Here is a 25,709-nt window from a genome sequence, read left to right on the forward strand (position 1 = left end):
CCCCTGTCCGGAGGAGCCTATATAACCTCTTTAGCCCCGATCAGGCTCCGGTTTCGGTGAATCTGATTGAGGAACAGGCCAATTGCGGTGGCCATTGATCCGGTGCGGGCGCCGTCGATCATGTCGAAGGCATGTCCGGCGCCCGGCAGCTCCACGTAGCTGACCACCGACCGCGATACCGCGCGAAGCCTCTCGACGAAGCTGCGGGCCTGCTCGACGGGGATCACGGTATCGCCGCTGCCGTGGATCACCAGGAACGGCGGCGCATCCGGATGCACCTGCGCAATCGGGGACGCCTTGCGGAAGATCTCCGGGTGCCGCGACGCCTCGCGCTTCACCACGACCTTCTCCAGGAAGTCCATGAACCGCGCGCGTTCCACAGTCGAGCGGTCTTCCCAGTCGTAGCGTCCGTATATTCCGACCACCGCGTCGACGGAGGTGTCCGAATCCTCGGGCAACTCGTCTTGCAACTCTGGGTCGTTCATCGTCAGCCCAGCCAGTGCGGCAAGGTGTCCGCCTGCCGAACCACCGGCCACCGCAACGAAATTGCGGTCGCCGCCGAACTTGTCGACGTTCGCCCTGGCCCATGCGATGGCCGTCTTCACGTCGGTGATGTGGCTGGGCCAGCGGTGGTGCGGCGCGACGCGGTAGTCGATCGACAAGCAGACCCAGCCCATCTCGGCCAGATGCGACATCAGCGCGTAACCCTGCAGCATTCGGCTGCCGTGAATCCAGGCGCCGCCGGGGATGTAGATCAGCACCGGGGCCGGCGTGTCCGGTAGGTCCTTGCGCCGCCACACGTCGAGCACCTGAGACGGGTCGCTGCCGTAGCGCACCGAGGTGCGGTAGACATTGCGGCGCTGTTCGCGCATCTTCCACAGCGGCGGCGCGCCCTCCGGTGCCGGCCACTCGATGGCCAGATCCTCGGCGCGCACGACGCCACGCAGGGCGGCTTCGGCAACAGAGTGCGTGGCGTCGCGTTCGAGCTTGCGCACCTCGGCATTGTCCGGGCCGAACCAGGACTTGGCACTCGCGTTGAGGAAGTCCGGCATGTGCCGGACTCCCCAGATTCCCATCGCGGTCACAGTGCCAAGTGGCTCAAGGCGTTTCCCGATGACGGGAAGCGAGGCCGTCGCCATGCTCATCGCCATCAGGTAGTCGGCGGGACCGGCCTTCATCAGCCAGCGAGCGCGCGTCCACATGGTCGGTCCGGGATACCGGGTATCCGGTTTTGGGGACATTGCGCGACTGTACCCCCGGCCGATGAATTCAAACCGCAACATGCGCGAGTTGGTCACTTACGACACGGTGACAATCTGTCATGAGCTGGGTCACATGCGTCTGACCAGCGCCGAAGCGCTAGCGTTACGTGACGACCGTCAAACGTAAAGAGGACCGCCACGTGAGCAAGTCAGCCCTGGCCATCACCGAGGAACACAACGACCTGGCCGATTCGGCGTTCGGCCAGCTCAACCGCCTCAAGAGTCGATCCGCCGCGCGCGCGACGCTCGATGGCGGCGATTCGCACCCCGCTGAGCTGTGGACTTCCGGCGCCGAGGGCGGCTGGAACGGGCTGGCCATCTCAGAGGAGTACGGCGGCTCGGGCTTCTCACTGGCCGAGCTGGCGATCGTCTTGGAGGCCCAGGGCCGCGAGCTGTGTCCCGGCCCCTTCCTGCCCAGCGTCGCGGCCGCAGTGGTCATCGACCGTTGCGGTACGGATTCTCTTCGCGCAGAACTCCTCCCACTGATGAGCGACGGCACGAAGACCGGTGCGCTCGCGTTGGCGAGCAGCGTGACGGTCGGGTCGGACCTGGTCGTCACCGGCGAGTGCCCCGTGGTCCTGGGGGCCCCTGACGCAGATGTTCTGGTCATCGTCGCCGGTCAGGACGCCGTGGTCGTCGATGCGGGTGCCGACGGCGTCACCGTCACCGCCCTCGAGGGCATGGACACCACCCGTAGTGTTGGGGCGGTCGCGCTGCGCGACGTCACGGTGGCAGACGACCGCCTGTTGCGCGGCGCTGCGCGCAAGGCGCACACGGTTTTTCGCATCCTGGCGTCAGCCGAGGCGGTAGGTCTCAGTTGGGCGACGCTGGACATGGCCGTCGAATACGCAAAGGTGCGTGAGCAGTTCGGCCGTACCATCGGCACATTTCAGGCGGTTAAGCACCATGCAGCCAACATGCTGGTGAACGCTGAGCAGACCACGGCGGCCACCTGGGACGCCGCCCGCGCCAGCGACCTCGACAGTGCATGGTTCCCCGCCGCGGTGGCGGCGTCACACGCCATTCGTACCCAGGTCTTCAACGCGCAGAACAATATTCAGCTTCATGGCGGTATCGGCTTCACCTGGGAGCACGACGCGCATCTGTACCTGCGGCGCGCCCGGACTCTCGCCGCGCTCATGCACGGCGGCGCGGATCCGCTGCTCGACGTGGTGGACGCGCAGCGCAGCGGGCAGGCCCAAGGCGCGTCGTTCACGCTGCCGCCAGAGGCTGAGGCGTTCCGCGAACAGGCCCGCGAAGCCGTCGCAGCACTACGCGGCCTGCCCGCTGACAAGCAACGCGACTACCTCGTCGACTCGGGGTATCTGGTGCCGCACTGGCCCAAACCGTGGGGCCGCGACGCCGAGGTGCTCGAGCAGTTGGTGATCGAGGAGGAATTCGGTTCGGCGGGCAGGAGCGAAGCGACCGGGGAATCAGCGCCGATTGAGCGGCCAGACATGGGCATCACCGGGTGGGTGACGCTGACCATCGCTCAGGCGGGCACCGACGAGCAGCGAGAGCGCTGGGTGGAACCGGTGCTGCGCGGCCAGGTGATGTGGTGTCAGCTGTTCTCCGAACCGGGTGCCGGATCCGACGCCGCCGCGGTGCGGACGTCGGCCAAGAAGGTGGACGGCGGGTGGCGCATCACCGGCCAGAAGGTGTGGACCAGCCTGGCGCACATGTGCCAATGGGGCCTTGCGACGGTACGCACCGATCCCGACGCTTCCAAGCACGCAGGCGTGACGATGATGGCGATCGACATGAACGCCCCCGGCGTGACGGTCAATCCGTTGAAGGGGCTGACCGGCCACGCGCACTTCAACGAGGTGTTCTTCGACGACGTCTTCGTGCCGGATGCCGACGTGGTCGGCGACGTGAACAAGGGCTGGCTGGTCGCCCGCGCGACGTTGGGCAACGAGCGCATCTCGATCGGCGGCGGGTCGGGTGGCGCGACCGGGTTCAGTGTCGACGACCTCGTCAAGCTGCTCGACAACGCGTCGGCCGAGACGGCGTCGCTCTACCTGCGGCGTGCGGGCGAGGTGTTGGCGGAGAACCACACCCTGCGGCTGCTCAACCTGCGTCGGGTCACCCGTGCGATCGCTGGTTCAGAACCCGGCCCGGAGGGCAACGTGACGAAGCTGCTGGTGGCCGAGGCGGGCCAGCGGCTCACCGAGTTGGCCTTCGATCTGGCGGGTTCCGCGGCCGTCGTCGGACAGACCCCGACACTGACGCAGGCCTACCTCGGCAATCGGGCGATGACGATTGCGGGCGGAACCTCGGAAATCACTCGCAACACGATCGCCGAGCGGATCCTCGGGCTGCCCCGCGATCCGCTGCTCAAGTAAGTGCGACGCGGCGCGGAAGGCGTCACGCGGGCCGGCCGCGGCACGAGATAATGGGCCGGTGAGCGCGCTCGACGGGTTCTACGCGGCGTGGAACAACGCGCGGGAGACGTTCGGGCACGGCACGCCGCAGGGCGGAGCGGAGTACGACGCCAGCGGCCCGCTGCGGCAGATGGAATCAGACCTTGCCGAAGCCGCTCCGGGCTCGGCGTGGTCGGGCGCCGCGGCCACTGCCTACGACACGGCCAACACCGAGCACCGTCAGGTGTTCGGCAAACTGGCCGACCTCGACAAGCGCCTTGCCGCCTACGTCGACCGGTCGGCCGAGGTGGTATCGGCGGGACGTCAGAACCTCGACGCGGTGCGCCAGTGGGTGACCGACGCCGCTGCCAGTGTGCCGCCCGGTAAACAACGCGACATCATGCTGATGCAGATCGCCAGCAGGGGCCTGGGCCAACTCGGCGAAGTCATCGCGAAGACCAATGCCGAGTCGAACCACGTCGCGCGGGGGCTGGGCGGGCTGACGGCCGAGTACGACGCGGTCAAGACCAGCCAACGGTTCGGCGGGGAGAAAGATGCGCCTCAGTTCTCCCACGACGAGGAGAAGCGGGAAGAAGGCGAGGAGGACAAGCCGTACAAGACAGACATGTCGAGCGGGAACATCGAGGAAGTCGACCAGGCGAACCGGGACAAGCTGGAGGAGCTGCGTGAGGAGTATGAGCAGCTCCCGGACGGGCAGATAAAACAGGACCGGCTGCGCGACATCTCGGCCATCGAAGAGGCGCTCACGGTGCCCGACTCACATCTGGTCTATCTGGAAGAGCCGAGCGACCCCTCGCAGATGATCGGTGCCGGCACCTCGGTGGGCGACCCGTTCAAAGCCGATCACGTGTCGGTGTCGGTTCCGGGGGTGGGGAGCTCCACGCGCGACGCCATCGCCGGCATGACGCGCGAAGCCGAGCAACTGCGCGGAGAAGCGGCAGAGGTGGCCTCGGAAACCGGGGCGAGCACGAACATCGCCACGATCGCATGGACCGGCTACCAGCCCCCGACGGACATGCTCGAGTCGAGCGTGCTCAACGACGATCTCGCCCAGGCGGGCGCCCCGAAGTTGACGAGCTTCCTGGCGGATCTCGACGGCGCGTCCCAGAACCCCAACCAGACACTCGCGTTGTTCGGCCACTCCTACGGGTCGTTGACCTCTGGCGTTGCGCTGCAAGAAGGCGCCAGCCAGTACGTGGACAATGTGGTGATGTACGGGTCGCCGGGGTTCCAGGCCACCACACCCATGGATCTGGGGATGCGCGACGACAACCTCTTCGTCATGTCCGCCTCCGATGACCCGATCAACTACATCGCCGACCTCGCCCCGCTGCACGGGTGGGGTGCCAGCCCCAACGACGTGATCAGCGAGAACGGCGACCTGCGTTTCAGGTTCAACCATCTCGAGGTCGATGCCGGTGACACGCCGCTACCGGGCTACGAACCCAAGACCGGCGCCAGCGGCCATTCCGAGTACCCCCAGAATGCGCAGGAGCGGATGTCCGGTTACAACCTGGCGACCATTCTGCTCGACCGGCCCGATCTGTCGGTGACGGAAACCCCGAGGTCGTGGTGAGCGCACCGAGAATCCGAACCCGGCGACCCGGGAACGCGCTTGCACTGATTGGTCTGGTGACCCTACTGATAGGTGGCTGCGACGTGGACGACGCGAACAAGTCAGAGACAGCCAAGGGCGACGACGCGGTCGCGCTCATCGACAGCTTGCGCCCGAACGGTTCGTTCGACCAAGCGCGACAACGACTCAACGCCACGGCCAAGGTGATCGGCGAGCGGATTGCCGCTGCCATCCCCGGCCAGACGTGGCGCTTCACCGCCGACCCGAACCTGCTGCGGATGAGCAGCCAGGGCGTCTCGTGCGATGAGCTGACCGGCGACATTGCGCGCAGACCCAAAGCCGACACCGTCGAGTTCGGCCGCACATTCACCGCCGAGGAGTTCCCCGTCGCAGCCGGCATCGTCAGGGAGGAAGCCGCTCGGTACGGCGCCACGGGCGAGTCGTCGATCTTCAACGAGCAGTCGAAGCGCGATTATGAGGTGCAGGGCAACGGATTCGAGTTCAACCTCGGTCAGATCGAGTTCGCCCGCCTTCACATCACCGGCGGCTGCTTCCTGTTGAAGCCCTGAGTTCACTGACCCATGACCCGGCCGAGTTCGGCTCTGGACCGGATCCCGAGCTTGCGGTAGACCTGGGACAGGTTGGCCTCGACGGTCTTCGTACTCACGAACAGTTTCGCCGCCACGTCGCGGTTGGTCAGTCCGGATGCGGCCAGTTCGGCGACCCGCTGCTCGGACGGTGTCAACTGCGGCCCGCGCTTGGGTGCGACGTTGGTCCGCAGGATCTCGGCACGGGCACGTTCGGCCCAAATAGGGGCACCTACGTCCTCGAACGTGTGCAGCGCTTCCGTGAAAGTCGCTGTGGCGAAGTGCTTCTGGCGCTGTCTGCGTTGCAGCGCCCCGAGTAGCAGTTGAGTGCGGGCGCGCTCGAACGGCATAGCCATCCGGTCGTGTTCGGCCATGGCTTGCCGTGCGGACCGTTCGGCCGCCTCGACATCTCCTTGCGCGGCCAGCACCATCGCGCGGCAGCGCGCCGCCATCGCCAGCATCCATGGCCGATCAAGCCGGCTACCGTTGCGGTGCAACGTTTCGATCATTGGTTCGGCCTCCTCGAGCCGACCCAGCGCGACCATGGCTTCCACGGCGTCGGGAACGAACGCCGCCTTGATGATTTCGGTGCAGGTGAGGTTGTCGAAGCTCAACAGCAAAGGCTTGAGATCGGCCAGAACCTGTTGATGCTCGCCGAGCGACGCGCTGACGAAACCCAGTGTCATGATCGGCCATTCAGCGAGCAGCGGCGCCTCGAAACGATGGGCGGCCTCGATCGCGGCAGTGGCGTCGGCGCGCGCCTGCTCGACGCGCCCGGTGTACGCGGCCACCAGGCCCCGCACGGTCAGGGCGATGACGAGGCCGTGGTCGCCGCCCATCTGCTCGGCACGCTCCATCGCGTCGTCGGCAGTCTCGGCGCCCTCAGCGAAGTCCGCGCGCCACACGTTGATCAGCGACCGCCAGACGGCGACGAACAGCATGTCGCTGTCGGCGCCGCGGTCCATGCACCGACGCCGCAGAACCTGCATGTGCTCGTACGCCTCGTCGAGGCGTCCCGCCCAGGAGAACACCTGCGCGGCAGCCGAATGCGCACGAAACGGAATGGGCACGTCGAAGTCGGGATCCTCTAGGTCCAGCGCCCTCTGCACCTCGGCCTCGTCGAAGCCGTGTCCGCACAGCGCGCTGAGCACCTGCCAGTCGGCCAGTGCCTGACTCGTCAACACCGGGATGCCGAGTTCATCGGCGTAGGAGACGGCTTGCTCGGCGTTGCGAAGCGCTTCGGCGTACTCGCCGGCGTTGGCCTGGGCGAACGACAGCATCAGCAAGGTCTGCGTCAGGACCGCCGTGTTTTCCTGCGCATCTTTCACGGCGTCTTTCAAAGCATCAGCGGCCGCGTTGAAGCTGCGACGGTAAATCCAGATGCCCGCAAGGAGATTCAGCGCGAGCGCGCGCAGCGTGCCGGGCCGCAGGTCGGGCATCAGCGGGGCGAGCATGGCGTAGGCCTGATCGGTGTCCCCCGCGCGGAAATGGTGTCCGGCCGACCGAAGCCGGCGTGACGGGCTGTCACCTCCGAGTTTTATTGCCAGGTCGAGCAATTCGGCCGCGGCCGCCGGAGCTCCTCGACCCCTGGCCGCATCCGCGGCGGCATCGAGGGCCTGCAAGATCTCCGGATCGGTGCGCGACGACGCCAACGCGAGATGCCGCGCCTTCAACTCGGGCTGTTCAACGACCTTCGACAGCGCGCGGTGCATCCGCCTGCGGCGGGCCGAGCTCGCGCCGACATAGACTCCCCGCGCCAGCAGTGGGTGGGCGAATCGCACGCGGTTGCCGACGATTTCGACGACGCCGCGGGTCTCTGCGTCTTCGAGCGCTGCAGCGGTTCGCTCTGCGGTGCTGCCGGTGGCCAGCGCGAGCACGTCGACGGTCGGCTCGGCGACACATGCGGCGGCCAACAGCACGCGTTGAACGTCGTCGCCGAGGTCGGAGATCCGCATCTGCACAAGATCGGCGAGCGTCCGCGGAAAATCTGGCCCGGCGTCCATGGCGCGAGCCATTTCCAGTGCATAAAGGGGATTACCCGCCGACAGGTCGGCGATCCGGACCATCACGGGGCGGGAGAATGACCGGCCCAACCGGACGTTCAGCACCTCGTGCAGGCTGCCGAGACTCATCGGGCTGACGCGGACCCGGGAGAGCGCGTCGGGCCGGGTCAGCTGCAGCCACGACAGGGAGCTCTCCCGGTCTGGTTCGGTCCGCTCCGTGGCGATCAAGCCCACGGGCCCGCGTAGCCGCCGCGCAACGAAGCTCACCACCGCCCTGCTGGACGGGTCGAGCCACTGCAGGTCGTCGATGCCGACGACCACCGGCGCGTCGGCCGCCAGCGTCTCGATGATCGACAGCAACGCCGCCGCCAGCACGTGCTGGTCGGTCTCCGGGCCGGCACTGGCGCTGTGCGACAGGACTCGGTCGACGGCGACCCGCTGCACGTCAGGCAGGCTCTGCAGGGCGTCGGCATCGACGTCGGCCAGCAGGTCGGCGACGGTGCCATACGCCAACACGGATTCGGCCTCCCAGACGCGCGCCGACAGAACGTGCCGCCCCAGGCCGTGGGCTTGCTCGAGCGACGCCTGCCACAGCGAGGTCTTGCCGATGCCGGCCTCGCCCTCCAGGAGAAGGCCCGTCGGCTGCGCCCCGGCCGCCGAGAAGAACCGGGCGATCGACTCCAGCTCCGTCGAGCGACCTACAAGACCCTTCGCCACCGGTTCATCATGACAGTCAGCAAATACCTGCGCGATCGAACAGCGGCGGGCTTTGCGGCTGTGACGCTTTGAGGCGACGCACCAGCGGTGATAATGGTCGCGTGCCCAGCACCGAGTTCCATCCCGATCTGCGCCGTATCGCGAAGTTCATCCCCAAACAGGCGGTGACACCGGTGACGTTGCCATTAATGCGGCTCCTCACTCGAATGCAGAGCCGCCATGTGCCCGACGGCGTTGAGGTGCTCACCCTGCCGAGCGGTGTGGGCGTGCGGTTGTACCGGCCCGCGGACGCCACCGGTGAAGGGCCTGCGCTGCTGTGGATCCACGGCGGCGGTTACATCATCGGAACCCCGGCACAGGACGACGTCTTGTGCCGGCGCTACGCGAGCGAACTCGGAGCAACCGTCGCATCGGTCGACTACCGGCTGGCACCCGAGCACCCCTACCCCGCCCCGCTCGAGGACTGCTACGCGGCGCTCAAATGGTTGGCGTCGCTGCCGTCGGTGGACCCGGCCCGGGTGGCCGTCGGCGGTGGCAGCGCGGGCGGCGGATTGGCGGCCTCTCTGGCACTGCTGGCCCGGGACCGCGGTGAGGTGCCACTGGTCGCTCAACTCCTGGTCTATCCGATGCTCGATGACCGCACCGTCGACCGTGACCTCGACAATCCCGGGCACCGGTTGTGGAACCAGAGCAGCAACCGATTCGGCTGGTCGGCCTACCTCGGTGACGCCGACCGAACTGTGGCAGTGCCTGCGCGTCGCGACGACCTCAGCGGACTGCCGCCGGCCTGGATCGGAGTCGGCGCGCTCGACCTGTTCCACGACGAGGACCTCGCCTACGCCGAACGGCTGAGGGCCGCCGGTGTGCCGTGCCGGGTGGAGGTCGTCGAAGGCGCGTTCCATGGCTTCGACGCGATCCTGCCGAAGGCCGAGGTCTCGGTGTCGTTCTTCAACAGCCAGTGCGCGCTGCTGCGGGAGGCCTTCGCGCCCGCCGCCGCCTAGCTGCGTTCGAAAACGATGTCGCCGGCGATGATCGTCGCCGCCACCAACGTCGAGTCGAGTTCCTCCAGCACTTCGGCGGGCGGCGCCGGCAAGACGCACACGTCTCCGGGTTGGCCCCGCGCGATGCGGCGTGCCCTCGTCGGCGCGTGCGGGCCGCCGAAGAACATCGTCAGCGCATCGCGCGCGGAGATGCGTTCGTCGGCGCCTAGTACCCGGCCCGCGCCGGTGGTGCGGTGGACCGCCGCACGCATCGCCGCCCACGGGTCGCCCTCACCGAACGGCAAGTCGGTGGACAGCGCAGTGCGCACACCGGCCCGCAACAGCGAAGCAACGCGCCACAATTCGTGGTGCTCCGCGGGGGGGATGTCGGACAGGTACTGGTCCCCGCGCTCGGCGACGAAGTTGGGCTGCGTGACGACAGTGACCTCGGACAGGTCGGCGATGCTGTCGTCGGGCACCACCGCCGCATGCTCGATACGGTCCCGCGGGTGACGGCCCGCAGCCCGCACGGCCGACAGCGCGACCACGAGTTGGGTGGCGGTCACGCAGTGCAGCGCGACGGGGGTGCCATCAGCGTGGCGTCCGATGATCCATTCCGTGAGCTCGTTGAGGTCGAGGTCATCGTCGTGCAGGATCCGCTTTCCCGGTGCCAGGCAGTGCACCCGCTGACGCAGTTCGCCGTGCCGGTGGGCCTCGATGAGCTTGACGATGTCGCTCGCGTCGAGGTTCGGCGTCGCGTCGGTGACGCCGGTAACGCCGTATGCACACAGCCGGTGACTGAGATCGGCCAAACCGATGTGGTTGCGCTGCAGCATGTCCGACCACCCGCGGTCCGCGCTGCGCACCCGTCCGTCGGGATGGTCGGGCAGGCCCACACGGGCCAATCCCGCAGAGTTCAGCGTCCACAGCACTCCGCTGCGATGCTGTACACGCACGGGCACCATGGGAGACACTTCGTCGAGCACTGTGCGGTCGAGTGGGCCCGCGACCGCCTCGTGGTAACCCACCGCGCGAATCCATCCGTCGCGGCCGATCTCCGCGGACGAAAGTGCGCGGGCCAGTTCCTCGCGGTTGTGCACTTCAGCCGGGCCGACCCGCACCGAAGTCAAAGCGGCTGCGGCCGAATTTAAGTGGACATGATGGTCATGCAGGCCGGGGATGACCGTGGCGCCAGCCGCGTCGTATACCGATTCGCCGGGCAGCGGCGTCAGCCGCTCCGCGAGGTTTGTGATCTGGTCCTCGAGGCGGATGTCGACCGTCTCGCCGTCGAGTAGTGACGCGCGTTGAATCAGCACGGGGCGAGGCGCCGTTCGGCGATCAGGTTCTCTACAGCGTCGTTGTCCGCCCCCAGCGAAGCGGCCGGCCCCTTCAACTGAGGCGTTGCTGCACAGGCGCTTTCGGTACTTCGCGGCAACTCCGCGTAACCCGCGGCGACAGCCGACATCGACATCTCGATCAACGCACCGCCACCTCCGCGTAGCGCGTTGGCAACCGCTGCGGCGGCGTGCAGTCCGGTCAGCGGATCAGCGATCGCGTCGCCGCAGAACTCCGGCTCGGCATCGCCGCGGACCAGGCCACCCGACACCGCGGCGTCGTCGCCGAAGGCCACCCAGTCGGCGCGCTCACCCTCGGTGCCGTGGCCGGTGATGCGCAACCAGACCCGCCCGTCACGCGGTGCGACATCGGTGGGCCCGAGGCCACGGCGGGTCAGTGCCGCGACCCGAGATGACTCGATGACCACGTCGGCGGTGGCCAGCAGCGCTCGTAGACGCGTCGCATCGTCGAAATCGGTCTCATACGAGAGCTTTCCGTGGTTCATCCAGTCGAAGAAGGCCGGTGACCCAGACCGTGTCCCGTCGGGCCGCGACGCGCTCTCGACCTTGACGACGGTGGCGCCTGCGCGACTGAGCAACTGCCCGCACAGCGGACCGGCCCACATCACGGACAGGTCGACCACCAGTAGCCCGGTGAGATCCCTGCCCTTCGTCGCCGGACCGAACGCATACACCCGCGGCGGCGCGGCAGGCGTCTCGCCCAGCGTGGCTGCGGGAAGTCCGAGCAGACGCGCGCGCTCGACGCCGTCGGCGCAGTCGTAGCTGGTCATCCACTGCTGCACGGCATGCCACGGATCCTCGGGCATCGAGGCCGACTCGAGCAGGGCGGGCACCGCCTCGATGTCGTCGGGCCGCGACAGTGTCAGCGCGATCCAACCGTCGCGGCCGGTCATCAGTCGGGTGGCCCCGCCCGCCGAGATCCGGCCATCCGGCGACAATCCGAGCAGCCCGGCACGCCCCACGAGTGTCTCGGCGACATCGATGTCGACACCGGTCGCTGCGCGCCAGTCGTCGGCCACCCGCCCGGCGCGCGCCAACACGGCGTCGGGGATGGCCAGCGGGGTCACCCCCTCATTGTGCTCAGAACTGCAGCGCGTTGAACCTCCAGTGCAAAACCTGCCGGTCCGGGTCCCCGACGGCGTACACGAGCGAGCTCAGCGTGAGCACTCGCCCGCGACCGTCCGGCAACGGTGCCGCGCGGTCGACGCGCAACTCGCTGTAGAGCGTGTCACCCTCGTATACGGGACCCGTGTGGTCGCACGAAATCCAGCCGAGCACCGTGACGAGGTCGGGCAGCAGGCGGGTGGCTTGGGCCAGCGCCAACCCGATGGTGTGCCCCCCATACACCAGCCGCTGCCCGCCGACCCGCCAATCATGGTGGGTGGCAGCGATGTTCAGTGTCAGCCTCGCGAGCTCCGGTGCACCGCTGACGACGTCGGCCGTGCTGCGCAGCACGGTGCCCGTCTCGATAGGGTCGTTCTGGTCGCCAGGCACTTTCGCGCGGTAGGCGTCGGCGTCCCAGTCAGCGGTCGGATCGGGCACCGGAACGTTCCCGGTGCCGATCGTCGACAGATCGTCGGCATGCCCCGTGTCGTCCGCCCCATCGGAGATCGGCAGCATCGCGCAGCGGTGGAAGTCGAGCACAAGACGCCCCACGTCGTCGATCGTGGTCATGCGCAAGGCCGCCATCCCGGTAGGCGCGCGCCCGGCCTTCGCGGAATTCTGTTTGAGGCCGACGACCTCGGTGCGGGTGAACAACGTGTCGCCGAGGACCGGAAAACGGTGAAACACCAACCCGCGATAGAACAAGTTGGCCTTGACCCGTTGGGTGACCACTGTCGTTTGTCCGATCGCCACGTCGCAGACCAGGGCTGGATGCGCGAGGGGCGCCGTCGCGCCGGTGACCGCCGACGCCAAGTCCGCGTCGAGCGCCAGTCGCAGGCGGTCGCCCACGATGGATTGGTGCACGGCCGCCGCTCCGGCCGTCAACGTCATCGATGGCGCGGAGTCGAAGACCTGCCCGACCTCAAGATCGTCGAAGTATGGCCCGCTCACGGCTGCCCATGTTGGCATTGGGCCGCACAAAGTGTCAATATGGCCGTACCAATGAACGACGAAGAGTTGCTGCTGGTCCAGACGGTCCGATCGTTCGTCGATCGCGACGTGAAGCCGACGGTGCGCGACGTGGAACACGCCAACGAGTACCCCGAGGCGTGGATCGAACAGATGAAGCGGATCGGCATCTACGGCCTGGCTATTCCGGAGTCCTACGGCGGCTCCCCGGTGTCGATGCCCTGCTACGTCGAAGTGACGCAGGAACTCTCACGCGGCTGGATGAGCCTGGCCGGGGCGATGGGCGGGCACACGGTGGTCGCGAAGCTCCTGACGCAGTTCGGTACCGAGGAACAGAAGCGTACATATCTGCCGCCGATGGCATCCGGCCAACTGCGCGCGACCATGGCGCTGACCGAACCGGGTGGCGGCTCCGATCTGCAGAACATGGCCACGACGGCCGCGGCCGACGGTGCCGAGTTGCTGATCAACGGGTCGAAGACGTGGATTTCGAACGCGCGCCGGTCCGGGCTGATCGCCCTGCTTTGCAAGACCGATCCGTCGGCACGACCCGCGCACAGGGGTATCTCCGTGGTCCTGGTGGAGCGCGCAGAGTCGGCGCCGGGCCTTGACCTCGGGGCCAGCCCGGGGCTCACAGTCTCGCGGGATCTGCCCAAGCTGGGCTACAAGGGTGTGGAAGCGTGCGAGCTGACGTTCGCCGACGTTCGCGTCCCTGCGTCTGCGGTGCTCGGCGGTGAGCCGGGCAAGGGTTTCTCGCAGATGATGAAAGGACTCGAGACCGGGCGGATTCAGGTTGCCGCCCGCGCATTGGGGGTGGCGACCGCGGCCATGGAGGACTCGCTGAAGTACGCCCAGGAGCGCGAAAGCTTCGGCAAGCCGATATGGAAACACCAGTCGATCGGTAACTACCTCGCCGACATGGCGACCAAGCTGACCGCCGCCCGTCAGCTCACCCGGTATGCCGCTGAACGCTATGACAGCGGCGACCGCTGCGACATGGAGGCCGGAATGGCGAAGCTGTTCGCATCGGAGGTCGCGATGGAGATCGCGTTGAACGCCGTACGGATCCACGGCGGCTACGGCTACTCCACCGAGTTCGACGTCGAGCGCTACTTCCGCGACGCACCGCTGATGATCGTCGGTGAGGGCACCAATGAGATTCAACGCAATGTGATCGCCTCGCAACTGATTTCCCGGGGCGGCATTTGATGCGGACCCTGCCCGCGTACCAGACTCTGCGCGAACAACTTCGCGACGAGATCGCGGCGGGCCGGTACAGCGACGGATCGCGGTTGCCCACGGAATCGGAATTGGTGGCGCGCCACGGGTTGTCGCGGCAGACAGTGCGCCGTGCGTTCCAGGATCTGGTGGCCGAGGGCGTTGTGTACCGGGTGCCGGGCAGGGGCACTTACGCCAGTGGGGCCGACGGCCGGTATCTGCGGCAACTCGGCTCGATCGAAGACCTGATGAGCCTGTCCGACGACACGACGATGGAGGTACTCACCGGCCTGCGCCGGCGCGTGGATCTGGAGGCGGCCAGCCGGTTGCGCCTCGATGACGACATCGTGTACTCGGTGGTGTTCCGGCGGTTGCACGATGGCGTGCCGTTCGTGTCGACGACGGTTCACCTGGTGCCGTCTGTCGCGCAGGCGCTGATCGCCTCACCTGCGCTGGCCGACCGCGCGGTGGGCAGGCAAACCGTCATCGGGCTGCTCGAACCCCACCTCGTCTCGCCGATCATCGAAGCGGCGCAATCCATCACAGTCGGCTCGGCCGACCTCGCCGTCGCCGAAGCGGTGAGATGCGCGGTCGGGCACTCGATGCTGCGGGTCGACCGGTTGTACTCCGATGCCGACGGCAGACCTGTCGAGCTGTCGGTCAGCCATTTCCTGCCCGAGCAATACACCTACCGAGTCACGTTGCGGCGCTCCGGATGAGCCGATCACCGATCGCGACGGTTTGAATTCTGACGAAAGTGGTAATTCTTCGACGATCATTGCTGTCTACGTACCAGATCGGACTGACCATGATCGTGCTCGGCGTCATTCTTCTGCTGATCGGTTACTTCACAAGCATCTCGATCCTCTACACCCTCGGCGGGATACTCGTCGTGGTCGGCATCATCCTCTGGATTCTCGGCGCTGTCGGCCGACCTGTCGGCGGCCGAAAAGTCTGGTTCTGACGCCGGCGATCTCGCGCCGCTGATCAGTTCGCGACGCCGCTGATCTCGTCGACCAAGCCCCAGCGCATCGCGGTGACCGCGCCTATCGTTCGGCCGGACAACACCAGATAAGCCGTGCGCCAACGGCCGACGCGGCGGGTGATGCTCACCGTCCCGCCGGCACCCGGAATAAGACCGAGGCTCAATTCGGGCAACCCGAACACGGCGTCGCCCGACGAAATCACGTGGCCGCAGAACGCTGCCATTTCCAGACCGCTACCGAGCACCTGTCCGTGTACCTCTGCGCGGCAACGGCTTCCGATTCGCCCAGTCAACTCGTCGAGTACCAGCGCCGGGCTGTGCCGGGTGCGGGCGAGGTGAGCGCTGGCCGGATCGGCGAAGCTGCCGAACTCGGCGAGGTCGCCGCCGCTGCAGAACGACGGGCCATTGCCGGACAGCACGACGTCGGTGATCGACGGATCGAGGCGCGCGACCTCGAGTGCCTCGAGTAGCGCGGCGCGGGCGTCAGTGGAGAAGGCGTTGTGCCGCGTGGGCCGGTTGAGCCGGACGTGGAGCGTGTCGCCGCCGCGCTCTGCCTGTACGGGATTCGGCAGCACCGGCACTTGTGCCGGCCCCCGCTCGGCGAGCCAGCGTGCGAATTCCGGGCCTGACTGCAGCGTCGAGTAGGCCAGCGACTCGGTGATGACTCCGCCGTATGCCGGAGCGGCGGGGTCGACGGCGCGAAGGACGTCGGCGCAGACGGCGGAGGCATGTGGCCACTTTTGGCACCGGTCGCGCAGATCATCGATTGTGTCGGAGACGGAGGCGACCGTGACGGCCCGCCGATCTTCGCTGTCGCTTTCGGTCAGCGTGAAAATGGCGTCGTCCGAGGGTGATCCGATAGCGACGACGATGCCGCCTGCGAGCTCGACTGTGCTGTTGACGGTCACGAGTACTTCTTGATCAGCTCCTGCTTGTACAGCTTGCCGGTGTCCGTGCGCGGCAGCTGCGCCTCGAATGAGATGGACCGCGGACACTTGTAGTGCGCCAGACGGTCTCGCAGCCAGGCGATCAGCTCGGCGCCGAACTCGTCGGTGGCGTCGGCAGGATCGACGGTTTGCACGACGCCCTTGACGCTCTGGCCCATCTCGTCGTCGGGAACACCGAACACCGCGGCGTCCATCACCTTCGGATGGGTGACCAACATGTTCTCGGCTTCCTGCGGATAGATGTTCACGCCGCCCGAGATGATCATGTGGTGGCGGCGGTCCGTCAGGTACAGATAGCCGTCTTCGTCGAGGTAGCCGATGTCGCCGACGGTCATCCAGCCATGCTTGTCACGGGACTTGGCAGTCTTTTCGGGATCGTTCAGGTACTCGAACGAGTGCCCACCCTCGAAGTAGATCTCGCCCGGCTCTCCGAGCGGCAGTTCGGTGCCCTCCTCGTCGAGGATGTGCACGGCACCCATCATCGGTTTGCCGACCGATCCAGGATGCGTCAGCCAGTCCTCCGCACTGATCAGTGTGGAGCCGTGCGCTTCCGAGGACGCGTAGTACTCGTCGATGATCGGACCCCACCACTCGATCATCTGCTTCTTGATCTCGACCGGACAGGGCGCCGCCGCATGGATGACCCGCTTGAGGCTCGACACGTCATACGAAGTGCGCACGGACTCCGGCAGTTTCAGCATCCGGGTGAACATGGCAGGGACGAACTGGCCGTGCGTCACGCCGTAGCGCGCAATGGCCTCCAGCGCGCCTTCCGGGTCGAACTTCTGCAGCACGACAGTGGTGTAGCCGGCTGCCTGTACGTTCATCGACCACACCGACGGAGCGGTGTGGTACAGCGGTGCGGGGCTCAGGTACACCGACTCCGGCTGCATCCACACGCTGACGAGCATGGCCATCATGCCGGGCACCTCGGAGGGCGGCAGATGCGGGAGCTCGCGTTTGATGCCCTTGGGCCGGCCGGTGGTGCCCGATGAGTACTGCAACAGGTCGCCTTCGATCTCATCGGCGATCGGTGTAGCGGGTTGACCGGCAACGCATTCGGGGTAGCGCTGCCAGCCGACGAGTTCGGTTGTCGACGACGCTTCGTCGGCAAAGATCAACACCTCCGGTAGGCCGCGGGGAAGTTCGTCGGCCAAACCCTCAAGCGTCGCGCGAAGGGCCGTAGACCCGACAATGCCCTTGGCATTGCTGTTGTCGACGATGTAGGCCGCCTCCGCAGCGGTCAGGTGCGTGTTGATCGGCACGTAGTACAGGCCGCTGCGCCGCGCCGCCCACATCACGGCGTGGAAGTGCTCGTTGTTCTCCATCAAGATGGCGACCGTGTCGCCTTCGACCAGGCCGGCCTTGCGGAAGTAGTGGGCCAATCGGTTGGCGCGCGCTTCCAGTTCGCCGAACGTCACGACCGTGCCTGCGGGATGCATGATGGCGGCGGGCTTGTCGGGCGTGGCCTCGGCATGTTCGCGAATCTGCATGTAGCGACTTTACGATGCGCGTTGTTGACAGGTGTCAAGTGGTCCGCGCCCGCCGGTCCGCACAGAGCTCCCACGGCCTCGCCTGTGCACGTGCATGCAGATTTGGCAAATCCGAATGACTTGCCGTAGAAACGATACCTAGTGTATGTTTTGCAGGACGATACCGCGTGTTCCTGAACTGATGAGACTTGGTCGCAACGCATTGGCAAACTGACGCCAGGGGTAGGGAACACACCAATCATGTCGACTTTCGACTACATCGTGCTGGGTGCGGGATCGGCCGGGTGCGTCCTGGCGAATCGGCTGTCGGAGGATCCGGCCAATCAAGTGCTACTGATCGAAGCCGGTGGCGCGGCGTGGAACCCGTATCTGTTCGTACCCAAGATCGGCGCCCGGCTGCACACCAGCAACAGGTATGCCTGGCACTATGAGACGTTGCCGTTCGGGCCCAACAACACCTCTGAGGTGTGGGCGCGCGGAAAGGTCGTCGGCGGCTCGAGCGCTATCAACGGCCTGGTGTACAACCGTGGCAGCCGTGAGGACTACGACGACCTCGAACGCCTCGGCAACCAGGGCTGGGGATGGGATTCGATGCTGCCGGTCTTCAAGCGCATGGAGGACAACAGATTCGGGCCCTCCCCGACTCGCGGTGTCGGCGGACCACTGACGATCAGCACGCCGCCTGATGAGGACACCCTGTGCTCCGAGATTGTCAGCGCAGGAGCGAGGACCGGGCTGCGGCGCGTCGACGACATCAACGAGTTCGAAGACGAGCGAATCGCGGTGGCGCCGGCGACGATCCGCAACGGTAGGCGGGTCAGCGCGGCCAGCGCCTTCCTCAACCCCGTGCTGAATCGCCCCAATCTGCAGGTGGCGACGAAGACGGTGGTCGACCGGTTGCTTCTGTCGAACGGCCGTGCCGAGGGCGTGGTGGCGCGATCGGGTGGTTCGGCGTTCGAAGTGCGCGCCCGCCGCGAGGTGATCGTGGCACTGGGGGCGCTCGGATCGCCGAAACTGTTGCAGCTCTCCGGAATCGGGCCGCGCGATGTGCTCAAAGCAGCAGGAGTGCCGGTTTATCTCGAGCGCGGCAACGTGGGCCGCCGGATGCGCGAGCACCGCTGCATGGTGAACACCTACCGCCTAAAGGAGAACCTCGGACACAACCGACAACTCGGCACACCGTGGGCGAAGGCGTGGACGGCGACGAAATATCTGGCCACGGGCAAGGGTCCGCTGGCCAGGCCGCCGGGCGGTGAAGTGCTGGCGATCTTCAAGACGCAGCCGCACCTCGACCGCGTGGACGGGCAACTGCTCGCCGCGCCGATGAGCGTCAACGTGGCGTACGCCGGAGACCGCCCGCGGGTCGAGCGCTACCCGGGGATCTGCGCGATGGGCGAGATCCTGCGGCCCACGTCGCAAGGCAGTCTGTGGATCACGTCGGCCGACCCCGATGCGGCTCTGGTGGTCGACCCGAACTTCCTCACGACCGACTACGACCGCAGAACAGGCGCGAACGTGCTTCGGATGATGCGCAGGCTGTTTCTCGAGTCGCCGATCGCCGACCGAATCAGTTACGAGACCGGCCCGGGCCTCGACGCGCAGACCGACGATGAACTCATCGATGCGACATTAGACGGCGGCTCGACCGGGTTCCACGCGATGGGCACGTGCGCCATGGGGCCGGACGACGAGGATGTCGTCGACGACCGTTTGAGGGTGCGCGGCATCGACGGCCTGCGGGTCGTCGATCTGTCAGTGTTTCCGACGATGGTCTCGGGCAACACGAACGCCCCGGTGATGGCGATCGCGAGCCGCGCAGCGGACTTCATCCTCGATAGGGACACTGCGCTGATGAGCGGGCGAGCGGCGCGCCGAAGCTAAGGGCGCAACACCGCCCGCTCAGCAGCGAACAGCGTTCGGCGTTCTAATCGGCTTCGGCGAGCCGGTGCTTGAGCGCGTCGAACTCGTCCTTGATGCCGGTCGGCAGCTTCTCGCCGACGAACTCGAACCACTCTTCGATCTGTGGGAGTTCCTGGCGCCACTCGTCGACGTTCACGGCCAGCGCGGCGTCCACATCGGCGGCGTCGACCTCGAGGCCGGCCAGGTCGAGATCCTCGGCGCTCGGCACGGTGCCGATCGGGGTGGTCTTGCCGCCGGCCTTCTGCTCGATCCGATCGATGATCCACTTCATCACGCGGCTGTTCTCGCCGAAGCCCGGCCACAGGAAGCGGCCGTCGTCGCCGCGGCGGAACCAGTTGACGAAGAAGATCTTCGGCATCTTCGACTCGTCGGACTGCTTGCCGATGTCGATCCAGTGCGCGAAGTAGTCACCGACGTTGTAGCCGAGGAACGGCAACATCGCCATGGGGTCGCGGCGCACGGTGCCGACCTTGCCTTCTGCGGCGGCGGTCTGCTCGGAACCCATTGTCGCGCCGATGAATACGCCGTGCTGCCAGTCGCGGGCTTGCGTCACCAACGGCACGGTCGTCTTGCGACGGGCGCCGAACAGGATCGCCGAGATCGGCACGCCCTGCGGGTCGTCCCATTCCGGCGCCAGCGTCGGGCACTGAGACATCGGGGTGCAGTAGCGCGAGTTCGGATGGGCGGCCTTCTCTTCCGAGTCGGGCGTCCAGTCGCGGCCCTTCCAGTCGATCAGGTGCTGCGGATCGCCCTCGAGGCCCTCCCACCACACATCGTTCTCGTCGGTCAGTGCGACGTTGGTGAAGACGGTGTTACCCGCCTCGATGGTCTTCATCGCGTTCGGGTTCGACGACCAGTTGGTGCCCGGCGCGACACCGAAGAAGCCGAACTCGGGGTTGACGGCGTACAGCCGGCCGTCCTTGCCGAACCGCATCCACGCGATGTCGTCGCCGACGGTCTCGGCGCGCCAACCGGGGATGGTCGGCTGCAGCATCGCGAGGTTGGTCTTACCGCACGCCGACGGGAACGCAGCGGCGACGTAGTACGACTTGTTCTCAGGCGAGATCAGTTTGAGGATCAGCATGTGCTCGGCGAGCCAGCCCTCGTCGTGCGCCATGGCCGAGGCGATGCGCAGCGAGTAGCACTTCTTGCCCAGCAACGCATTGCCGCCGTAGCCCGATCCGTAGCTCCAGATCTCACGGGTCTCTGGGAAATGGCTGATGTACTTCGTGTCGTTGCACGGCCACGGAACGTCTTTCTGGCCCGGCTCCAGCGGTGCGCCGATCGAATGCAGCGCCTTGACGAAGAAGCCGTCGGTGCCCATCTTGTCCAGCGCGGCCTTGCCCATCCGGGTCATCGTCCGCATCGACACGACGACGTACTCGGAGTCGGTGAGCTCTACGCCGAGCTTCGGGTCCTCGGCGCCCAGCGGGCCCATGCAGAACGGCACCACGTACATGGTGCGCCCGCGCATACAGCCGCGGTAGAGGTCGGTCATGATGCCGCGCATCTCGGCCGGGGCCATCCAGTTGTTGGTGGGTCCGGCGTCGATCTCGTTCTCGGTACAGATGTAGGTGCGCGACTCGACCCGCGCGACGTCGGATGGATCCGACAGCGCCAGGTACGAATTGGGTTTCTTCTCGTCATCAAGTCGCTTGAACGTGCCCGCCGCTTCGAGCTGTTGGCACAGCCGCGCGTTCTCTTCGTCGGAGCCGTCGGCAAACACCACCCGATCGGGTTGTGTCAGTTCGGCGACCTCCTGGACCCAGGCGAGCAGCCCTTTGTGCTTAGTCGGTGCGGTGTCCAGACCTGGAATGGTCGCTGCGGTCATCAGAAAAATCTCCTGCGTCGTTTCTGCCAGGACAAGTGCTCGATGTCGCCAGCCCGACAGGCATAGGGCGACGACATGGTCAACTCCTGTACAGAGGTTAACGTGGGTGACATACCCGCGGTAAATCGGGAGTATGTCCGATCACTCACAAGAACGATTCAGAATTCACTTCTGCGGTTGTTGATCGATTCAGTTAATCCGCAATTCTCTATTTCGGTGCGCTCGGCGCCGTAGAGCTCGGTCCGGACGGTGTCGAGCGCTCGGCGCAGCGTCGGCAAGCGGCGGTCGCGGACCCCGGCGGCCCTTGCGGTGTCGACGGCGTGCTGCCGCAGCTCTGCGTCGATCTCGGCGATGCGGTCGGCGGCGGTGGCGCTTTCGACGTCGTCGCGGGCCGCCAGTTCGGAGGTCAGCGCCGTCTCGACGGCCAGCACCCGGCTCGCGACGCGCTCCTCCAACGCGGCTCGCAACGCCGTCATCACGTCGCTGACCCAGCGGTCGAGCGCCGCGCGGTCACGCAGGAGACCGCGAATACCGACCACCCAGACCGTCAGCGCCAGGCCCACCAGCCCGCCGGCCGCTAGGCCCGCGATAGTCAGGCCCGGCACCAGGCCGGAGAACAGACGGGTGACCGCCAGCGCGACCCCCAGGCCGAAGCCGGCGCCCAGGATCATCGTCAGCTGCGTCTCGAGCCGCCGCGAGTTCAGCGTCGGCGTTCCGATGTCCGGTGGCGGTATCGGTGCCGGCACCGGCGGAGCAGGCAGGGTCAGTTCGGCGGCCGCGTCCCGCAGGTGGGCGGTGATGCCCTCCTCAACCTCGTCGACCACCGCCGCGACCCGCGCTCGCACCTGCGCCTCGAAGCCGGAACGTCCGCGCCGGCTCAGCTGCGCAGCGTCTTCCTGTAGTTCACTGCGCACCGAGGTGCAGCGGTTGCGCGCGAAATGCGACAGCTGCAACCGGGCCTGCTGAACCTGGCTGCGCAGCGAGATGGTGCGCTCCGACTTCGCCAGCCGCCTGCCACGCACAATGTCCTCGCGTGTCTTGCGCAGGGCCGTCACCCGGGCCGCGCGGTCCGAGCCCTCGCCGTCAGTCTGATAGCGCCGGATCGCGGTCTCCAGCCGAGCCTCCCACGCGCGCAACCGGTTTCGACGCGCCACGTCGGGGTCAGTCAACCTCTGTCGCAGCACGCCGACAAGTTCGTCGAGTCGCGGCTCGCCGAGATCGGGCGCGGCGGCCACACCCACCCACTGCACGTGTTCGTACCGAGGTGCACGCTGCGCCAGTACCGCACGGTCGGCGGCCAGCACATCACGCCAGTTGCGATGGGCATCGATCTTCGTGACCGCGCCGACGATCAGGTCGGTGTGTGTACCCATCAGATCGAGGAGCGCACAGTCGCTTTCGGTCAACGGTGCGATCGCCGAGACCGCGAACACCACCGCGGCGGGGGCGTCAGCCGGCCCCAGCTCGTCGGCCTCGACGAACGTCTGGTCGGGCAGCAGATCCCGTAGCGCGGCGATGAGGCTCGTCGTGCCCGACAGCCAGGGACCCGCCACCAGCACCACGTCGCGGCTATGCACGCCGGGCGACGTCAAGGCCGGGTCGATGCCCACCATCATGGCGTCCACTTCGGCCTGGATACCGCTGTTCCCCTGTCCATCGGACGGGTGGGTCCCCGGCGCCTGCGCGGTCACGTCGCGCGTCCGAGCAGGCGCAGCGAGCCGCGGCTGATGTCGGCGGCGCAATGGCGGTGCAGCGCGTCAACCGGGCCGCGGCCGTACCGCGTCCAGTGCACGGCGCGGCGCAGGTGCGCGGTCGCATCGTCGCCGCGGTCGACGTGCACACCAGCGGCCTCGACCACATCGACCGCCGCACTCATGACGGCCAGGACGGTAGCGTCGGCCGACAGGAAATCCGCCAGCCGGTCGTCGGCCGATTGTGCTGCCAGCGTTCGCAATTGGGCGAGCGCCGTCTGAACTCGACGGTATCGGATCGGCGCGCCCGCGGCGTCTAGGTGCCTGACCGCACCGTCGACGAGGCTGAGGCGGCGCAAATGATCCGTCAACGCGCGAGACGTCGTGCCCGAGCCGACGGCCAGCACCGCATGGGCCACGCCGAAGCGGTCCAAGGTGTCGAGCAGCCGTCGTCGAACCTCCCTGGGCAATGGATGTGGACACTCGACGAACGCGTCCGTCGATGTCAGGTCGGCGGGCATTCCGACCAGCGTGCGCAATGCGGCGACCAGTTCGTCGTCCAGCTCGGCCACGGCGAGCAGCCCGACCATCGGCACGGTCGGCACCCCGGTCAGCGCGCGGCACTCCGCGGCGAGGCGGTGCGCCGACGCCAACGGTCCCCCACGGCCGAATCCGGTCAGATCAGCCTTATTGAGCATCAGGACCGTCGGCCGGTCCTTGCCGATCAGCGCGCGGTCCTCCGGTTTGAGCGCCTCGGCGATCACGACCACATCGATATCCGCGGCACCGGCGCTCAGCTCGACGCCCGAGGCGGTCAGCGCCGCCGCCACCGTCGTGCGCCCGACCCCGTCACGGCCCCGGACCGCGACCCGCAGCGGCGCGGCGACGCGTCGGAGAATCGGCGTCAACCGCGGGGTGTGGTGCAGCTCAGCGAATCGCGTCAGCGCGTCGACGAAAATTGAGCGGCCTTTCTCAATCGCCTGGCCAAAAGTCGGTCATCTCAGCAGAGATGTTGACAGTTCCGGCGACGTGGCGCGAGCCCCGGTTCCGGCAGCCTGTGAGTTAATCCGCCGAAGGCAACTGTTGGGTATCAATCTTCACCACGATGCGGGTACTCACCCTCCGATGAGCGACCATGGACGGATGCATTCGCCGAGGTCTGATGTCGCCGACCTCTCGGCTCCGGGGTCTGACGTCGCCGACCTCTCGGCTCCGGGGTCTGATGTCGCCGACCCCTCGGCTCCGGGGTCTGACGTCGCCGACCCCTCGGCTTCGGGGCCTGATGTCACGCGTCCCCACCTGTACCCGCGGGTCACCAGCTTCCGGACTCGGCGCACCACCCTCTCCGGTGGCCAGCAGGCCACGTGGGACCGGCTGTGGCCGGAGATCGGCATGCACGCCCGCGACGACGAGGGGCCTGCGCCTCGACTCGACACCGAAGCGTGGTTCGGGCGTTCGGCGCCGGTCGTGGTGGAGATCGGTTGCGGATCGGGCACCTCGACGCTGGCGATGGCGCAGGCCGAGCCCGACCTCGACGTCATCGCGGTCGAGGTCTACCGGCGGGGGTTGGCCCAGCTGCTCACCGGCATCGACCGCACCGGTGTCACCAACATCCGGTTGATCCGCGGCGACGGGGTGGAAGTTCTCGAGCACATGTTCGGCGCCGCGGAGCTGACCGGCGTGCGGGTGTTCTTTCCCGATCCCTGGCCGAAGGCCCGCCATCACAAGCGCCGGCTGCTGCAACCGGCCACTGTCGCGCTGATCGCCGACCGGTTGCGACCGGGCGGGGTGCTGCACGCCGCAACCGATCACGCCGGCTACGCCGAGCACATCGCCGAGGTCGGTGACGCCGAACCGCGCCTGCGGCGGGTTTCCGCGCACGCCGAGCTGCCCATCTCCGTCGAGCGGCCCGTCACCAAGTACGAAGGCAAGGCACAGCACGCAGGCAGCGCCGTCGCCGAACTCATCTGGGAAAAAGCATGAGCCTGGCCGAAGACGTCCAACAAGTAGGTGACGTGGCGCCGCCGCCGGTGGCAGCACCCACCGCGCGCGTGCTGCTGGTGTGGGACGCACCGAACCTCGACATGGGTCTCGGGTCGATCCTCGGCGGCCGACCGACCGCCGCGCATCGGCCCCGTTTCGACGCGCTCGGCCGCTGGTTGTTGTCCCGGACCGCCGAGCTGTCGGAGTCGCGACCGGACCTCACCCTCGAGCCGGAGGCGACCGTCTTCACCAACATCGCCCCAGGTAGCGCCGACGTCGTTCGACCGTGGGTGGAGGCACTGCGTAACGTGGGCTTTGCGGTCTTCGCCAAACCGAAGATCGACGAAGACAGCGACGTCGACACCGACATGCTGAACCACATCGCGCTGCGCCGGGGCGAGGGTCTGGCCGGCGTGCTGGTGGCCTCCGCGGACGGGCAGGCGTTCAAACTGCCGCTCGAGGAGCTCGCCCGCGACGGCACTCCGGTACAGGTGCTCGGATTTCGCGAACATGCGAGCTGGGCGCTAGCGTCGGATACCTTGGAGTTCGTCGACCTGGAGGACATTCCTGGTGTTTTCCGGGAACCGTTACCGCGAATCGGCCTTGATTCGCTGCCAGAGCAGGGGGCTTGGCTGCAGCCTTTCCGGCCGCTGTCCTCGCTATTGACCTCGCGCGTGAACAACTGACCTGCGCGGGTCGCCGCC

The 25,709-nt window shown here is 67.1% G+C and carries 20 protein-coding genes; 10 read left to right on the plus strand and 10 right to left on the minus strand.

The genetic code is table 11. From position 1 onward, the window contains the following. Positions 1-17: 17 nt before the first annotated feature. Positions 18-1,241 (minus strand): alpha/beta hydrolase, encoded by a 1,224-nt coding sequence (locus N4S67_RS10655; protein ID WP_260992908.1) that lies wholly within the window; start codon positions 1,239-1,241, stop codon positions 18-20. Positions 1,242-1,402: 161 nt separating this feature from the next. Between N4S67_RS10655 and N4S67_RS10660 the strand changes: the two genes are divergently transcribed. The 3 genes from N4S67_RS10660 (at position 1,403) to N4S67_RS10670 (ending at position 5,791) form a co-directional block, all read left to right on the plus strand. Further along, positions 1,403-3,607, plus strand: a complete 2,205-nt coding sequence (locus N4S67_RS10660; protein ID WP_260992909.1) for an acyl-CoA dehydrogenase — start codon at positions 1,403-1,405, stop codon at positions 3,605-3,607. A gap of 58 nt (positions 3,608-3,665) precedes the next feature. Beyond that, entirely contained in the window at positions 3,666-5,222 is a 1,557-nt protein-coding gene (locus N4S67_RS10665; RefSeq protein WP_260992910.1) for an alpha/beta hydrolase, read from the plus strand. An 83-nt stretch (positions 5,223-5,305) separates the two neighbouring features. After that, on the plus strand, positions 5,306-5,791 hold the full coding sequence (locus N4S67_RS10670; protein WP_260992911.1) for an LppA family lipoprotein: 486 nt from the start codon (positions 5,306-5,308) through the stop codon (positions 5,789-5,791). Positions 5,792-5,793: 2 nt separating this feature from the next. On the opposite strand, the gene N4S67_RS10675 is transcribed toward N4S67_RS10670, so the two are convergent. Next, on the minus strand, positions 5,794-8,529 hold the full coding sequence (locus N4S67_RS10675; protein ID WP_260992912.1) for a helix-turn-helix transcriptional regulator: 2,736 nt from the start codon (positions 8,527-8,529) through the stop codon (positions 5,794-5,796). Positions 8,530-8,630: 101 nt separating this feature from the next. On the opposite strand from N4S67_RS10675, the gene N4S67_RS10680 reads away from it, so the two are divergent. Continuing rightward, on the plus strand, positions 8,631-9,530 hold the full coding sequence (locus N4S67_RS10680) for an alpha/beta hydrolase (RefSeq protein ID WP_260992913.1): 900 nt from the start codon (positions 8,631-8,633) through the stop codon (positions 9,528-9,530). Here N4S67_RS10680 and N4S67_RS10685 read toward each other — a convergent pair. Genes N4S67_RS10685 through N4S67_RS10695 form a run of 3 tightly spaced genes read right to left on the minus strand, consistent with a single transcriptional unit; the run spans position 9,527 to position 12,937 of the window. Beyond that, positions 9,527-10,825, minus strand: a complete 1,299-nt coding sequence (locus tag N4S67_RS10685; RefSeq protein ID WP_260992914.1) for an amidohydrolase family protein — start codon at positions 10,823-10,825, stop codon at positions 9,527-9,529. The genes N4S67_RS10680 and N4S67_RS10685 overlap by 4 nt on opposite strands. Beyond that, entirely contained in the window at positions 10,819-11,931 is a 1,113-nt protein-coding gene (locus N4S67_RS10690) for a CoA transferase (protein ID WP_260992915.1), read from the minus strand. The genes N4S67_RS10685 and N4S67_RS10690 overlap by 7 nt, the downstream gene beginning before the upstream one ends. 13 nt (positions 11,932-11,944) lie before the next feature. Further along, positions 11,945-12,937 (minus strand): MaoC family dehydratase, encoded by a 993-nt coding sequence (locus N4S67_RS10695; protein ID WP_260992916.1) that lies wholly within the window; start codon positions 12,935-12,937, stop codon positions 11,945-11,947. Positions 12,938-12,958: 21 nt separating this feature from the next. On the opposite strand from N4S67_RS10695, the gene N4S67_RS10700 reads away from it, so the two are divergent. From N4S67_RS10700 to N4S67_RS10710, 3 genes are read left to right on the plus strand one after another with little or no spacing between them, the layout of a single operon-like run. Further along, entirely contained in the window at positions 12,959-14,146 is a 1,188-nt protein-coding gene (locus N4S67_RS10700) for an acyl-CoA dehydrogenase family protein (protein WP_260992917.1), read from the plus strand. Then, the gene (locus N4S67_RS10705; protein WP_260992918.1) at positions 14,146-14,874 is read left to right on the plus strand and encodes a GntR family transcriptional regulator; all 729 of its coding nucleotides are present in this window, start codon (positions 14,146-14,148) and stop codon (positions 14,872-14,874) included. The genes N4S67_RS10700 and N4S67_RS10705 overlap by 1 nt, the downstream gene beginning before the upstream one ends. A gap of 59 nt (positions 14,875-14,933) precedes the next feature. After that, positions 14,934-15,119, plus strand: a complete 186-nt coding sequence (locus N4S67_RS10710; protein WP_260993085.1) for a hypothetical protein — start codon at positions 14,934-14,936, stop codon at positions 15,117-15,119. Between the two features lie 23 nt (positions 15,120-15,142). Here the strand turns inward: N4S67_RS10710 and N4S67_RS10715 are convergent, their stop codons facing one another. Continuing rightward, entirely contained in the window at positions 15,143-16,048 is a 906-nt protein-coding gene (locus tag N4S67_RS10715; RefSeq protein ID WP_260992919.1) for an enoyl-CoA hydratase/isomerase family protein, read from the minus strand. After that, positions 16,045-17,580: a fatty-acid--CoA ligase FadD4 gene (gene fadD4, locus N4S67_RS10720; protein ID WP_260992920.1), complete on the minus strand. Its 1,536-nt coding sequence runs from the start codon at positions 17,578-17,580 to the stop codon at positions 16,045-16,047. The genes N4S67_RS10715 and fadD4 overlap by 4 nt, the downstream gene beginning before the upstream one ends. Before the next feature lie 240 nt (positions 17,581-17,820). Here fadD4 and N4S67_RS10725 point away from each other — a divergent pair, with 240 nt between their 5' ends. Continuing rightward, on the plus strand, positions 17,821-19,461 hold the full coding sequence (locus N4S67_RS10725) for a GMC family oxidoreductase (protein WP_260992921.1): 1,641 nt from the start codon (positions 17,821-17,823) through the stop codon (positions 19,459-19,461). 43 nt (positions 19,462-19,504) lie between these two features. Here N4S67_RS10725 and N4S67_RS10730 read toward each other — a convergent pair whose 3' ends face one another. The 3 genes from N4S67_RS10730 to N4S67_RS10740 all read right to left on the minus strand — a co-directional run bounded on the left by N4S67_RS10730 (position 19,505) and on the right by N4S67_RS10740 (position 23,930). After that, positions 19,505-21,331, minus strand: a complete 1,827-nt coding sequence (locus N4S67_RS10730; protein ID WP_260992922.1) for a phosphoenolpyruvate carboxykinase (GTP) — start codon at positions 21,329-21,331, stop codon at positions 19,505-19,507. A gap of 158 nt (positions 21,332-21,489) precedes the next feature. Further along, positions 21,490-22,947, minus strand: a complete 1,458-nt coding sequence (locus tag N4S67_RS10735) for a hypothetical protein (protein WP_260993078.1) — start codon at positions 22,945-22,947, stop codon at positions 21,490-21,492. A 71-nt stretch (positions 22,948-23,018) separates the two neighbouring features. Next, on the minus strand, positions 23,019-23,930 hold the full coding sequence (locus N4S67_RS10740; protein WP_260992923.1) for a hypothetical protein: 912 nt from the start codon (positions 23,928-23,930) through the stop codon (positions 23,019-23,021). Between the two features lie 217 nt (positions 23,931-24,147). On the opposite strand from N4S67_RS10740, the gene trmB reads away from it, so the two are divergent. Then, positions 24,148-25,005, plus strand: a complete 858-nt coding sequence (gene trmB, locus N4S67_RS10745) for a tRNA (guanosine(46)-N7)-methyltransferase TrmB (RefSeq protein ID WP_260992924.1) — start codon at positions 24,148-24,150, stop codon at positions 25,003-25,005. Then, positions 25,002-25,691 (plus strand): NYN domain-containing protein, encoded by a 690-nt coding sequence (locus N4S67_RS10750; protein ID WP_260992925.1) that lies wholly within the window; start codon positions 25,002-25,004, stop codon positions 25,689-25,691. Before trmB ends, N4S67_RS10750 begins: the two co-directional genes overlap by 4 nt. The last annotated feature ends 18 nt before the right edge of the window (positions 25,692-25,709 follow it).

This window comes from Mycobacterium deserti (assembly GCF_025345615.1).
Lineage (GTDB): Bacteria > Actinomycetota > Actinomycetes > Mycobacteriales > Mycobacteriaceae > Mycobacterium > Mycobacterium deserti.

Excerpts from the sequence above, each read along its gene's own strand:
- N4S67_RS10655 (WP_260992908.1), bottom strand. The coding sequence starts at position 1,241 with ATGTCCCCAAAACCGGATACCCGGTATCCCGGACCGACCATGTGGACG.
- N4S67_RS10695 (WP_260992916.1), bottom strand. The coding sequence starts at position 12,937 with ATGCCAACATGGGCAGCCGTGAGCGGGCCATACTTCGACGATCTTGAG.
- N4S67_RS10700 (WP_260992917.1), top strand. The coding sequence starts at position 12,959 with ATGGCCGTACCAATGAACGACGAAGAGTTGCTGCTGGTCCAGACGGTC.
- N4S67_RS10705 (WP_260992918.1), top strand. The coding sequence starts at position 14,146 with ATGCGGACCCTGCCCGCGTACCAGACTCTGCGCGAACAACTTCGCGAC.
- fadD4 (WP_260992920.1), bottom strand. The coding sequence starts at position 17,580 with ATGCAGATTCGCGAACATGCCGAGGCCACGCCCGACAAGCCCGCCGCC.
- N4S67_RS10725 (WP_260992921.1), top strand. The coding sequence starts at position 17,821 with ATGTCGACTTTCGACTACATCGTGCTGGGTGCGGGATCGGCCGGGTGC.
- N4S67_RS10730 (WP_260992922.1), bottom strand. The coding sequence starts at position 21,331 with ATGACCGCAGCGACCATTCCAGGTCTGGACACCGCACCGACTAAGCAC.
- N4S67_RS10735 (WP_260993078.1), bottom strand. The coding sequence starts at position 22,947 with ATGATGGTGGGCATCGACCCGGCCTTGACGTCGCCCGGCGTGCATAGC.
- trmB (WP_260992924.1), top strand. The coding sequence starts at position 24,148 with ATGAGCGACCATGGACGGATGCATTCGCCGAGGTCTGATGTCGCCGAC.
- N4S67_RS10750 (WP_260992925.1), top strand. The coding sequence starts at position 25,002 with ATGAGCCTGGCCGAAGACGTCCAACAAGTAGGTGACGTGGCGCCGCCG.